Genomic DNA, 12,520 nt, shown 5'->3' with positions numbered 1-12,520 from the left:
GAAGGTGAAACTTAAAATCAAGGTTTAAAAAGCTTCTTAGGTGCCTGAGGTGGTGACCAATTAGCCGTCTATGCGGTTTGCAATTAAACAATTAAACAGTTAAGCGATTAAACACTTAAACAATATTTCCCTTACTTTTGGTTCATGAAATTTCATCAGATTCTATTTTTATCTGCTATTGCACTCTTTGCATCTTGCAAACAGGAAGAGAAAACCCATCATTACATTCAGTTTAATGATACCAAGGAATTATATCAATTTTTAAAATGGACGCCTGAAGGTCGCTTTCCACTCATCAGTGCCCATCGCGGAGGCCCAATGCCTGGTTATCCGGAAAACTGTATCGAAACTTTTGAAAATGCAACTACTTATAATCCGGTTGTGATAGAGTTTGATATCGCTTATAGTAAAGATTCGGTAATGGTGATTATGCATGATGATAAGCTCGACAGAACATCTACAGGGAAGGGAGCAATTGGTAATTATACTTATGAAGAATTGAAAGCCTTCAATTTGAAAGATAATGAGGGTAAAGAAACTGCTTTCAAGATACCTACCTTAGATAGTGTTTTAAGCTGGAGCAAAGGAAAGGTGTTACTCACGATTGATTTAAAGAAAGGTGTTTCCTATGCAAAAGTAATCGAGAAAGTAAGGCAATACAAGGTAGAGAGCAATTCAATCATTATTACTTATAATGCCAATCAGGCACAGGAAGTTCATCGTTTAGCCCCAGATTTAATGATCTCAGCCTCTGTACAGAAAAAATCAGAGTTGAAGCGGCTTAATAATCTAGGTATCCCTGATAACAGGATTGTGGCTTTTGTAGGCGTAAGCGCTCCAGATAAAAAATGGTACCAATTTCTCCATGAAAGAGGGATTACCACTATTTTAGGTACTATGGGTAACTTAGACAGAAGTGCAAAAACTAGCCCTGCAAAAATGGTCTATTATCATTTGGTTAATAATGGGGCCGATATGTTATCGGGTGATAACTTGCCACAGGCAGCAGAAGAATTAGATAAATTCAGGTATAATAAAAAGTTAAGTTCAACCCACGTAATTAGTAGAACTATAAAATGAGTATTTCAGTAAAAAATCTTTCTAAACATTACGACAAACAAAAAGCCGTAGACGCTATTAGTTTCGAGGGTAAGCCAGGTCGTATTTTGGGTTTTTTGGGACCAAATGGTGCAGGGAAATCCACCACTATGCGAATGCTAACGGGCTACCTAGAGCCTACATCAGGGGAGGCATACATTTCTGGAAAGGATGTTCAAAAAGAGGCTCTCGAAGCTAAAAGGCACATCGGTTATCTTCCAGAAAATACCCCTCTTTACCTGGATATGTATGTGAAAGAGTTTTTAAAATTTATTGGACAAACTTATAATGTGCCTAATTTAAACGCCAGGGTAGAAGAGGTGATTAAAACAGTGGGCCTGACACCCGAACAGCATAAAAAAATTGGTGCTTTATCTAAAGGATATAAGCAGCGTGTTGGTTTAGCCCAGGCCATTATCCATCATCCGGAAGTACTGATCTTAGATGAACCTACCTCTGGTTTAGATCCCAATCAACTGGTAGATATCCGGGCTTTGATTAAAACCTTAGGAAGAGATAAAACAGTGATTATTTCTACACACATTATGCAAGAAGTAGAAGCGATTTGCGATGATATTATTATCATTAACAAAGGAAAAATCGTAGCCAATGATTCAATTGAAGGAATCAAAAAAACACATCAATCTAATTCTTTAGAAGACATTTTTAGAAAACTTACGGCATAATTCAATGATCACAAGATTAACCAGCACTTTTACCCTTTGTATTTTATTCGTTATTTCATTTCAGGTTAACGCCCAAAACACCGCTAATATTGGTGTTTCAGCAGAATTCGGTCTTCCTTCAGGCAATTTTTCAAACGTATCCGGGATTGGTTTAGGTGCTGCTGTGAAAGCAGACTTGCCAGTAAGTGAAACATTTACTTTGACGCTAAATGGTGGGTTAATGAATTTTTTCGGAAGAAGTAGCCAGGTAGTAAGTTTGCAGGACCTGACTTATCTGCCAGCCAAAATAGGATTGAAATATCAGGTAAGTGATGGATTCTATGCTGAAGGACAAGTGGGGGCTGCGGTTCCGCTAAAAAATGGACAAAAAACTCTTTTTGTGTGGTCTCCTGGTATTGGCAATTTTTTTAAATTGACGAATGGAAATAAATTAGACCTGGGCATACGTTATGAAGCCTGGTCTGGTCAAACTGAACGTGTTTCTGTAATCAATTCTGCCAGTTCTAAAGGATTTGTGGGTATTCGCTTTGGCTATGTGTTTGGACTGTAGCCGCATTACTTTTATTACATTAGTTTAGAGGGATTTTATTTCCCGAATAGAGTAATCATCTCCCCATATTTTATAATTTAATTATTTTGACTCTCCTATTTGATTTTTTGTTGTGGATGTCTTGTTTTGAGTTTGTTAAGAACAGCTCAATGTTTGATTATATGGTCCTCGTTACATTTGTAGCAGGGATTTTTTATTTATTCCCCTTAATTGTGTGGCTGTCCTATTACATAGACGTTTTTTTATTTCGGAAATGATTTTGTTTCTTTAATAACGATCGTTTTATGTGTGTAATATTATGTATTTCAGTTGGTTAGTTGCGTTTTCGGGCGTGCTTGTAACTTTTTGGCATGAGTCTTGTCAAAATAGCCGAAATATATAATTTTAAACATCAATAATTAACAAATCACAATGAAAAAAGTATTACTTTCTCTATTAATGGTTGCAGGTTTAGGCTTTGCAGCTTCAGCTCAAACAGAAGGCGCAGTTAACAAAATTAGTGTTGGACCCGAATTTTTATTTCCTGTAGGAGATGCTGGCGAAGCTTTCAACTTAGGTTACGGTGGTTCTGTACAAGCAGAATTTAATGTAGCTCCTTCTTTAAATTTAACAGCATCTGCTGGTTATATTTCATTAGGTTACAAAAAGGAATATAAAGATGCATTCAAAGCATTAGGTTTAGAAGTTTCTAATCCAGGATTTGTTCCCGTGAAAGCTGGTGCGAAATATTATTTTGGTGGTAACTTCTATGGAGCTGCAGAGCTTGGTGCTGTATTCGGTACAGATGAAGGTAGTGGTACTGCATTTGTATATGCACCAACTTTAGGAACATCATTCGCAGTGAGCGATAAATCAGCACTTGATTTAGGTGTTCGTTATGAAGGATGGTCAAAAAATGGCACATCTTCATTCATCGGCATCCGTGCAGCATTTGCTTTCGGACTATAAGAAAAACGAATTTTAGTTTAAGAGCCTCCAAGAAATTGGGGGCTTTTTTTATGAAATTTATTTTGCAGTAATAATTGAGTAACTTCGGCATTTTTACCGCCTATGTACGCAGTTTTTAAACGCGAGTTATTCAGTTTCTTAAGTTCGATGGTAGCCTATATTACTATCGCTGTCTTTCTGCTGGTGTCAGGCCTTCTGCTTTGGTTTTTTCCTGATACTTCACTACTGGAGTATGGTTATGCTGATTTAAGCGGCTATTTTAGCCTGGTACCTTATTTGTTCATGTTTTTAATCCCTGCCATTACCATGCGGTCGTTTGCAGAGGAAAGAAGAGAGGGAACTTATGAACTATTGGTTACTAAACCCATCACGCTCTGGCAAATTGTACTGGCAAAATACTTATCCAGTTTAACGCTGGTTCTTTTTGCATTAATCCCAACCTTAGTGTATTATTTTTCAGTTTCACGATTGGGCTTTCCGGAAGGGAATGTAGATACCGGAGCCGTAATTGGTTCATATGTCGGCCTTTTTTTACTTGGATCATCATTTACTGCCATTGGGATTTTTTCTTCAGCATTAACTAAAAATCAGATTATATCCTTCGTGATTGCTGCCGCTTTATGTGCCTTTGCTTTTCTAGGCTTCGACTATTCGAGCCAAATTTTAAGCTTGCAGTATATCGAAACTACTATTACCAATCTAGGTATTAATGCACATTATTTGTCCATCAGCAGGGGGGTGTTAGATACTCGCGATTTAATTTACTTTATCACCTTTGCGTCGCTATTCCTGTTAGCTACACAACTGATTATGGGAGGGAAAAGGTAATGATGAAAAATAGGAAATGGGTAAATCCTTTAGCTGTAATCATAGCATTATTTTTAATTAACCTATTGGGAGGTTACTTTTATCACCGCTTCGATTTTACAAGTGATAAGCGATTCACTTTAAATGACAAGACAAAAAAGCTACTGGAAAATAATCAAAAACCGGTCACCGTTACCGTATTCTTAGATGGAGCACTTCCACCCCCCTTTAAAAGGCTTCAAAAAGGTGTGCGAGATCTTTTAGCAGATTATAGTGCTTATTCTTCAAAGGAAATTAAAGTTGTTTTTGTTGATCCCCTGAAAGGATTAAGCGCCGCAGACCAGGATACGGTTATCAATAATTTATACGAACAAGGGATTGAAGCTACCAACTTAAGCGTTAAAACAGAAGCAGGCTTAACACAAAAGCTTGTTTTCCCGATGGCCATGATAGAAAGTGATGGTAAGTTGCTACCTGTTAAACTGCTTCAAAATTTAGATGCTGCCGGTAGTTATGAAAATAATATCAATCGCTCCATCGAAAACCTGGAATATGTTTTTACTTCGAGTTTAAAGAAGGTTATTACCGGAAATAACCCACGCATTGGCTTTTCGGAGGGGAACGGCGAACTCAGCGATATGCAGTTATTTGATGCCATTAGAAGCCTTTCCAATGGTTATCTAGTAGGGAGAGTAGATTTAAAAACCATTGATAAAGAGGGGCTTGATAAATTGAAAGTGCTGGTAATTGCTAAACCGAAAAATGCATTCACCGAAACAGAAAAGTACAAGATAAACTATTTCGTTATGAATGGCGGAAGAGTGTTGTGGAGTATTGATCAGGTCACTGCAGAGCTGGATAGTTTGAGGGGAAAAGCTGGCCAAATGGTAGTTAACCAGAATTTAAACCTGGATGATATGCTTTTCATGTATGGAGCAAGGATTAACTATAATGTAATTGCAGATCCGGCAAATTGTGCAGAGATTCCTGTATCCACGGGAGCAGTTGGGGGGCAAAGCCAGATTCAGTTGCTTCCCTGGTTTTATTATCCTATCGTATTGCCAGATACCGCTCAAAGTGTTGTTAAGAAGCTTGATGGGGTGAAAACAGAATTTCCAAGTACTGTTGACACCATTGGGGCAAAAGGCCTATCTAAATCTTACCTGCTGAGTACCTCAGCATTTAATCGCGTTTTTGAGCTTCCTAAAATGTTCAGTTTGCAAATGGTTGCAGAACAACCAGACCCCAGGTTATTTAGAAATGTGCCTAAAAATGTTGCCGTATTGCTGGAAGGTAGCTTCCCTTCGGTTTTTGCCGGCCGACCATTACCGGCGGGAATTACCGCACCTTATACCACAGTGGCATCGGGTAAATCCGCAAAAATGATCGTAATTGGGGATGGCGATGTGTTTAAAAATCAGGTTGTAGAGAAAGATGGCTCGCCTTTGCCGCTGGGATATGACCGTTACACCCAAAGAACATATGGAAATAAAGCCCTTTTGTTAAATATAATTGACTATTTTACCGATGAAGATAATTTAATCAGCCTTCGAGATAAAGAAGTGAAGATTAGATTAATGGATAAAGGCAAAATTAAGATCGAAAAGACGAAATGGCAGTTTATAAATGTAATCGCTCCTTTGCTTTTGTTAATATTCTTTGCAATTTTTCAACATTATTACCGCAAGTACAAGTACGCTAAATAATTTTTATATTTTTGAAGAAGACTTAATGATATCATGAGATTTATTGTATCCACATCAACTTTATTAAAACATCTACAAACTGTAAATGGTGCATCAAGCAGCAGTACGGTTTTACCAATATTAGAAAATTTTCTATTTGAGATTAAAGACGGAAACTTGACTATCTCTGCAACCGACTTGCAAACCAGCATGACTACAGCTTTACCTGTAGAATCAAAGGAAGAAGGCAAGGTAGCTGTTCCATCAAAAATTTTATTAGATACTTTAAAAACTTTACCAGATCAGCCTATAGCTTTTAACATTGATGATAGCACTTTCGCTATCGAGATTAGTGCAGGTGACGGTAAATATAAGTTGAGTGGAGAAAATGGAGATGATTTTCCAAAAATTCCTGTGGTAGAAAACGCTTCATCAGTTAATTTGCCTGCATCAGTACTTACTGAAGCGATTACCAAAACAATTTTTGCGGTAAGTAATGATGAGCTTCGTCCGGCAATGACAGGTGTTTTCTGTCAGTTGTCTCCTCAGCATATTACTTTTGTTGCAACAGATGCACATAAACTGGTACGTTACCGCAGAATGGATAGCAAAGCTGATAAAGCTGCATCGTTTATTTTACCTAAAAAGGCATTAACACTTTTAAAAGCTGCGTTACCTTCAACAGACATTAATGTTTCCGTTGATTATAATGCTACAAGTGCATTTTTTAAATTTGAAAATATTAACCTGGTGTGTCGTTTAATAGACGAACGCTATCCAGATTACGAGGCGGTTATTCCTCAAAACAATCCAAACAAGTTGGTGATTGACAGAGGATTATTCTTAAATACTTTGCGACGTGTAGTTATTTTTGCAAATAAAACTACACACCAGGTAAGGTTAAAAATTAACGGAAGTGAACTGAATATTTCTTCAGAAGATCTAGATTTCGCGAACGAAGCACACGAACGTTTAAGTTGTCAATATGACGGTGAAGATTTGGAAATAGGCTTCAATGCACGTTTCTTAATAGAAATGCTAAACAATTTGAGCGGAGAAGAAGTTACTTTAGAACTTTCTACGCCTAACAGAGCGGGCTTGTTAATTCCACAAACAAATGACGAGAACGAGGATGTATTAATGTTGGTAATGCCTGTTATGTTAAACAACAGTTACTAATAAATAAACTACTCTTTTAGTTTTTTAACATAAAATGGCTTGGTTTTTGACCAAGCCATTGCTGTTTACAACCAAATACAACAACCTATGAAAATCTTTACTAACTGCTCAACTCAAATTATTATCTGTTTAATTATAGCCTCCATACAGCTTAGTTCGTGTAAAAAGCATGATCCTGATGTTGTGGTGAAAGGAGAAACCAGAGTGAAACTGGTTAACGCCGTGTTAACAGAATTTCATCAGGATGTTTACGTAGATAGTGAAAAGAAAACGACCACAGCACTTGCATTTGGTGAATCCAGTGAATATGTAAAGCTTTTTTCTGGAAGCAGAAATCTTTCTTTTATGGGTGCTAATAACGTAGCGACTACCGGAACCTTAAATTTTACGCCATCAATTGTTTACACGGTTTTCTTAACCAATAATAGGGCTGGAGAACGTGAAATTGTGAGCTACGAAGATAATTTAAGCAACACGGAAGCCGGGAAGGCCAAAATAAAGCTCATTAATCTCACACCCACATTTGGAACCGGTATTAATGTGAGCGTACAGGCAGGCATACAATTTGTGAATGCGCTGTTATATAAAGAAGCTTCAAATTATTTTGCGGTAGAGGCCGGCAGCAATCTAAGATATACTGTAGTAGGTTCGGGTAATGTTAAAACTATAGATGGTACGCTGCTGGAGGGAGGAAAGATTTATACCATTTGGTTTAGTGGTAATACTTCTGCCACACTGGAAGCACACATCATTACCGATAATTAATTTAATAACTTAATATGCTTTGTGCTATCTTTACGTTTTTATAGTACACAGACTTTTTATGAAAAGCAGATCATTTATATTTACCAGCATATTTTCATTATTCGGATTAGCCTTATGTTTTGTAGCGTGTAGTAAAAATGAAAATTTTATTGCTGGTGATGCAAAAGTCAGGTATTTTCAAATTGCGATAACTGATACCACTCAAAATTTTTACTTGAATGGAATTCAGTCAGGAAACTCTACAGTATACGGATCTAATAGTAATTACATAGTGGTTGCCGGCGATTCAACCTATAAAATTACTTCAAGGAGGATTAATACAACTCCTGTTGTGGCATCTGTTGATCAAAAGTTTGACATTGGGGCACATTATTCGATTTTTTATACCCGAAAATCACCAACAGACTCGGCTTCATTACTTGTTTTTAAAGATGATGTGAAAAAAGATTTAGATTCTGCTAAACTCACTTTCATAAATCTGGGTTATATGCTGGGATCTAATACTATTCAAGTAAAAGATGCAGGAAATGCATTTGCTCCCTTTACTTTGGCTTATGGAAATAGAGTAACCTATAAAATAAAGGTTACCAAAGCAACAAAAATATTTTTTGATTTAACGAATCCTATAGCCACGCAGAAGCCGGTAGATTCCTTAGACTCTGCAGGAACCACTGTGAAGAAAATTGCCATTAGTAAAGGAAGAGTTTATACTGTTTTGCTTGATGGTAATAAAGCGAGTGAACTTCAAATGCGCTTAATTCAGTCTAACTAATATATTTACTTACCTGTGAATTAAAATCCTTTTCATATTCATACTTTTGCCCAAAATCAGATAACTTGGAATTACTACAGCAGCTTTGGGATTTTATAGCCCATATCGATGTTCACTTAGCCGTAATCGTTCGCGATTATCAAACCTGGACTTACCTTATTTTATTTCTAATCATTTTTGCAGAAACTGGATTTGTTATTACACCGTTCTTACCGGGCGATTCATTGCTTTTTGCTATGGGTGCTTTAATTGCAGGCGGAAATACTGGTCTTAACATTTGGTTAATGCTATTGATTCTAATTGTTGCCGCAATAGCTGGAAATACACTCAATTACAAATTGGGTAGTGTGTTAGGAGCGGGTGTTTTCAAAGAGAAAAATAAGATCTTAAAACTTAAATACTACCACCAGTCTCACGAGTTTTTTGAAAAACATGGTGGTAAAGCAATTATGTTGAGCAGATTTTTGCCAATTTTCAGAACCATTGCACCTTTCGTTGCGGGTATTGCTAAAATGCCTTTTGGAAGATTTACTTTCTTTAATGTAATTGGTGGAATTACCTGGATTTTTGCCTTATTGGTTGGTGGATTTTTACTTGGACAAATTCCAATTATTAAAAATAATTTCGAAGTGGTGATTATTACCATTGCAGTGGTAACCTTTGTACCTGCAATTTGGGCAGCCATTAAGAGCAGAATGCAACCTAAAAAAATAGAAGAGATTTTAGAAGTTAAAGATTAATTTTTAAACTTTTTCCATCAAAAGCCTAATAGTGTAATCATTATTAGGCTTTTTTATTAATGGAAAATATTAAAATTCTCGCCCGATAATTTTGTCGTTTTTAAACTTCTTATCTAGTACTGATGCCTCTTTTATTTCTTCAGAAAGAAGTTCAGTTTTAATTAGTCCTTTTAAGGTGGGCTGTCCGCCATCTACCCAGGCCGAAAACCAAAAGGAACCTATGGCAATTATAGCGGAACGCATTTGTTTCTCAACCATATTCTTCATCTTATCATGATAAGCTTTGGAATAGGCAACTGAATATTGTTTCATTACCTGATTGTTTTTTTCGCTGAAGCTATATTTTTGATCGGAGAGGAAAGATGAATTTAACTCGGCTTCAAAGCGGAGCACAGTATCTACCAGCTGGTGGGTATGTTTAAGGATTTTCCAGGCTTCTTTAAGCGGGTTTTCTATGTAAACTGCTTTTCCAACTACAAAATTATAACGATCTGAAAATAATTCGGGTAATCTGCTTTCCCAAAAGGCATGGATACCAACCTGATTTGTTAATTGCCCATTGTGATTAGCTGTGGTGTGTAGTGGTACATGTGCATCGCCAATGTAATGACCTAAATCTGCTGAGTACTTTAATATTTTAATGGAATCTCTTGTTTGAAATGCCTTAACTAGGCTGTAATAAGTTCTTTGAATTTGCCAGGGTACTATACCATTTGCCTGGAGTCGCTTTTGGCCATACCTGGCCAGTGCATCTTTCCATTTTTCAGGTATGCTGTCTATATTTTGCTCGTAATTTTCAACATCGAGATAATGCCGTGGCGCTTCCAGTGAATCAGCATACCGCCGCTTGTCGGGATCTACAGCATGTTCGGTAATATATTTTGCCTGCTGCTTATAAAAGGCAATCATACCCGATGGAAGCGTAAAAATAGCCAGTTTATTAATCCTTTGGTGAGCAAAGACCCCCCATGAGGTACAAAAAAATAGTGGGATGATTAACGTAATACAGCGCGTTAATCTTTTCATGATTGAAGATAGGGAAAAAGTTAGAAGTTTGAGGTTGAAAGTGAAAAAAGCCAATGCCCACCCCGATGGAAAAATAGTCCGAAAGTCCGAGGTCGGAAAGTCAGAAGTTTGGGTGCAAAGTAAAGGGCGGAAAGACCACCGCCCAAAACATCCTTAAGTGCCTAAGATGCCTTAGGTGGTGAGATAGTCCGAAAGTCCGAGGTCGGAAAGTCAGAGGTTAGGTGCAGATTAAGAAGTGGAATGTTGAAAGTTTAAAGTTGAAAGTAAAAAGACCACCGCCCAAAACATGCTTAGGTGTCTAAGATGCCTTAGGTGGTGAGATAGTCCGAAAGTCCGAGGTCGGGAAGTCAGAAGTTTGGGTGCAAAGTAAAGGGCGGAAAGACCACCGCCTAAAACATCCTTAAGTGCCTAAGATGCCTTAGGTGGTGAGATAGTCCGAAAGTCCGAGGTCGGGAAGTCAGAAGTTTGGGTGCAAGTAAAAGGCGGAAAGACCACCGCCCAAAACATCCTTAATTGCCTAAGATGCCTTAGGTGGTAGAAAAATTAGCCCCCACACAATTTTCAGTTAAGCAATTAAACAATTCGGCAATTAAACAATTAAACCACCTCAACCCCCAGTGCCTTTCTAACCGCAGGGACTATTTTCGTTCCAAAAATTTCAATTGATTTCATCATCGCAGCATGAGAAGGGCCACCAACATCCATGTGGGCTGAAAATCTGGTTAAGCCAAAAGTTTCCTGCATGGCCAATATCTTGTCGATAGCTTCATTGGAATCTCCAATAATCAAAGCACCACCGCTACCTCTGCCCATATCAAACTGGCTGCGTTGGTAAGGTGGCCATCCTCGGCTTTTGCCAACCCTGTTCATTTGTGCAGCATAAAGCGGATAATAATATTCGGATGTTTCTGCGCTGTTTTCGCCAAATAGGGAGTGCATGTGAACACCCACTTCGAATTTATTCATATCGTGGCCGTAAGCTTCATAAACGCGTTTGTAATAATCGAATAACGGTTTAAATTGTATGGGTTGACCACCAATAATGGCGAACATTACGGGTAGCCCCAATCTACCAGCTCTTTCAACAGATTCTGGTGTGCCCCCAACAGCTACCCAGATTTTTAAATTGTTGTTAACAGGTCTGGGTAAAACTTCCTGATTAACCAGTTCCGGCCTGAATTTACCTTTCCAGGTAATTTTAGGTTCTTTATTTATTTTTAGCAGTAAATCTAGCTTTTCCTCATACAGTTGGTCGTAATCTTGAAGGTTAAAGCCAAATAATGGAAAAGATTCAATAAAACTTCCACGGCCAGCCATTAACTCTGCTCTGCCATTGGATATAAGGTCGATGGTAGCAAAGTTTTGATAAAGTTTAACAGGATCTGATGAACTCAATACAGAAACGGCACTGCTTAGTTTAATGTTTTTGGTAACGGTAGCGGCAGCTGCTAAAATAATTTCAGGACTGGATACAGCATAATCCGGACGATGGTGTTCTCCGATGCCATAAAAATCTAAACCCACTTCATCCATGAGTTTAATTTCTTCAATAATCTCTTGTAATCTTTGCTGAGCGGGCTGAATTTCGCCTGATGCACTCACCTGCAAATCGCCAAACATACCAATACCTAATTCCATACGCTTAAATAATTTTAACAAAAATAAGGATTGAGGTTTGATTTAATTTTGATGTATGGTAAGAAAAGGCGGATAGTTTATTTAACTGCATACTGCTCCTTTCTGGTTGTAGCGTCTCCAATGCTATTAACTCAAGGAGAAAACTAAAATGGATTGTCATCCTTGTAGCATGTCGAAGGGTAATCCATTTTAGTTTTCAACTTATCAAGAAGGTCTTCGACAGGCTCAGACAGCGTTTAGCTTAAGTTAATAGCATTGGTAGCGTTTCGCTACGACCTAATAGTTTCCTTTTCCTCACCGCCGGAAGGGCTCTTTCTTTTGGCTTGGGTGGCCGTTGCACAACATTAACTAATCATCCCAACCTTTTATGTCTCTGGTTCATTTGTTTTCAGTTTGATTATTTATTAAAGGTGTACTATGGAAATAAATTGGTATTTACATACATCCAAAGTATTTAATACGCGTAAATAAATTTTCTCTACACTATTGCTTATGTTTTTTGCCAAAACGGCTTTAGCCACATACTTAAGCTGGTTTTTACGTACTGTAAACCTTAATAGTTTTTTAAGATTGTAAGCGACTGCTGCCATTATCATACATTTATTTGCTTGTATGAGTCCCTTTGT

General features: G+C 37.6%; 13 protein-coding genes. 10 read left to right on the top strand and 3 right to left on the bottom strand.

Going from position 1 to position 12,520, the window contains the following annotated elements; translation table 11 throughout:
- The first annotated feature begins 144 nt into the window (after positions 1-144).
- The 10 genes from BMX11_RS10605 (at position 145) to BMX11_RS10560 (ending at position 9,230) form a co-directional block, all read left to right on the top strand.
- Positions 145-1,080 carry a glycerophosphodiester phosphodiesterase family protein gene (locus BMX11_RS10605; RefSeq protein WP_090884008.1) on the top strand — a complete coding sequence of 312 codons (936 nt, stop codon included), beginning with the start codon at positions 145-147 and terminating at the stop codon, positions 1,078-1,080.
- Positions 1,077-1,784 carry an ATP-binding cassette domain-containing protein gene (locus tag BMX11_RS10600; RefSeq protein WP_090884006.1) on the top strand — a complete coding sequence of 236 codons (708 nt, stop codon included), beginning with the start codon at positions 1,077-1,079 and terminating at the stop codon, positions 1,782-1,784. Before BMX11_RS10605 ends, BMX11_RS10600 begins: the two co-directional genes overlap by 4 nt.
- Before the next feature lie 4 nt (positions 1,785-1,788).
- A complete protein-coding gene (locus tag BMX11_RS10595; protein ID WP_090884004.1) occupies positions 1,789-2,334 on the top strand; it encodes a hypothetical protein in 546 nt (181 codons plus the stop codon).
- Positions 2,335-2,745: 411 nt separating this feature from the next.
- A complete protein-coding gene (locus tag BMX11_RS10590; protein WP_090884003.1) occupies positions 2,746-3,282 on the top strand; it encodes a hypothetical protein in 537 nt (178 codons plus the stop codon).
- 102 nt (positions 3,283-3,384) lie between these two features.
- Positions 3,385-4,110, top strand: coding sequence for a gliding motility-associated ABC transporter permease subunit GldF (gldF, locus tag BMX11_RS10585; RefSeq protein ID WP_090884002.1), 726 nt, complete (start codon positions 3,385-3,387; stop codon positions 4,108-4,110).
- On the top strand, positions 4,110-5,795 hold the full coding sequence (gldG, locus tag BMX11_RS10580) for a gliding motility-associated ABC transporter substrate-binding protein GldG (RefSeq protein ID WP_175474532.1): 1,686 nt from the start codon (positions 4,110-4,112) through the stop codon (positions 5,793-5,795). Before gldF ends, gldG begins: the two co-directional genes overlap by 1 nt.
- Before the next feature lie 33 nt (positions 5,796-5,828).
- Positions 5,829-6,953, top strand: coding sequence for a DNA polymerase III subunit beta (gene dnaN / locus BMX11_RS10575; RefSeq protein ID WP_090884001.1), 1,125 nt, complete (start codon positions 5,829-5,831; stop codon positions 6,951-6,953).
- 87 nt (positions 6,954-7,040) lie between these two features.
- The gene (locus BMX11_RS10570; protein ID WP_139180165.1) at positions 7,041-7,718 is read left to right on the top strand and encodes a DUF4397 domain-containing protein; all 678 of its coding nucleotides are present in this window, start codon (positions 7,041-7,043) and stop codon (positions 7,716-7,718) included.
- Between the two features lie 58 nt (positions 7,719-7,776).
- Positions 7,777-8,490, top strand: a complete 714-nt coding sequence (locus BMX11_RS10565) for a DUF4397 domain-containing protein (RefSeq protein WP_090883999.1) — start codon at positions 7,777-7,779, stop codon at positions 8,488-8,490.
- A 65-nt stretch (positions 8,491-8,555) separates the two neighbouring features.
- Positions 8,556-9,230, top strand: a complete 675-nt coding sequence (locus BMX11_RS10560) for a VTT domain-containing protein (RefSeq protein WP_090883998.1) — start codon at positions 8,556-8,558, stop codon at positions 9,228-9,230.
- 69 nt (positions 9,231-9,299) lie between these two features.
- Here the strand turns inward: BMX11_RS10560 and BMX11_RS10555 are convergent, their stop codons facing one another.
- From BMX11_RS10555 to BMX11_RS10545, 3 genes are all read right to left on the bottom strand, one after another.
- Positions 9,300-10,256, bottom strand: a complete 957-nt coding sequence (locus BMX11_RS10555; RefSeq protein WP_090883997.1) for a zinc dependent phospholipase C family protein — start codon at positions 10,254-10,256, stop codon at positions 9,300-9,302.
- Positions 10,257-10,853: 597 nt separating this feature from the next.
- Positions 10,854-11,894 (bottom strand): LLM class flavin-dependent oxidoreductase, encoded by a 1,041-nt coding sequence (locus BMX11_RS10550; RefSeq protein WP_090883996.1) that lies wholly within the window; start codon positions 11,892-11,894, stop codon positions 10,854-10,856.
- Positions 11,895-12,298: 404 nt separating this feature from the next.
- Positions 12,299-12,520, bottom strand: a 222-nt coding sequence (locus tag BMX11_RS10545; protein WP_217643820.1) for a hypothetical protein, incomplete at its 5' end; no start/stop codon positions are given.

This window comes from Pedobacter rhizosphaerae (assembly GCF_900111155.1).
Classification (GTDB): Bacteria; Bacteroidota; Bacteroidia; order Sphingobacteriales; family Sphingobacteriaceae; genus Pedobacter; species Pedobacter rhizosphaerae.
The sequence above is the reverse complement of the archived record's forward strand: the minus strand, read 5'-3'. Positions and strand labels throughout refer to the sequence as shown.

Bases quoted from the DNA above. Each gene is read 5' to 3' on its own strand.
- BMX11_RS10570 (WP_139180165.1), top strand. From the start codon at position 7,041: ATGAAAATCTTTACTAACTGCTCAACTCAAATTATTATCTGTTTAATT.
- BMX11_RS10595 (WP_090884004.1), top strand. From the start codon at position 1,789: ATGATCACAAGATTAACCAGCACTTTTACCCTTTGTATTTTATTCGTT.
- BMX11_RS10590 (WP_090884003.1), top strand. From the start codon at position 2,746: ATGAAAAAAGTATTACTTTCTCTATTAATGGTTGCAGGTTTAGGCTTT.
- dnaN (WP_090884001.1), top strand. From the start codon at position 5,829: ATGAGATTTATTGTATCCACATCAACTTTATTAAAACATCTACAAACT.
- BMX11_RS10555 (WP_090883997.1), bottom strand. From the start codon at position 10,256: ATGAAAAGATTAACGCGCTGTATTACGTTAATCATCCCACTATTTTTT.
- BMX11_RS10605 (WP_090884008.1), top strand. From the start codon at position 145: ATGAAATTTCATCAGATTCTATTTTTATCTGCTATTGCACTCTTTGCA.
- BMX11_RS10600 (WP_090884006.1), top strand. From the start codon at position 1,077: ATGAGTATTTCAGTAAAAAATCTTTCTAAACATTACGACAAACAAAAA.
- gldF (WP_090884002.1), top strand. From the start codon at position 3,385: ATGTACGCAGTTTTTAAACGCGAGTTATTCAGTTTCTTAAGTTCGATG.
- gldG (WP_175474532.1), top strand. From the start codon at position 4,110: ATGATGAAAAATAGGAAATGGGTAAATCCTTTAGCTGTAATCATAGCA.
- BMX11_RS10565 (WP_090883999.1), top strand. From the start codon at position 7,777: ATGAAAAGCAGATCATTTATATTTACCAGCATATTTTCATTATTCGGA.
- BMX11_RS10550 (WP_090883996.1), bottom strand. From the start codon at position 11,894: ATGGAATTAGGTATTGGTATGTTTGGCGATTTGCAGGTGAGTGCATCA.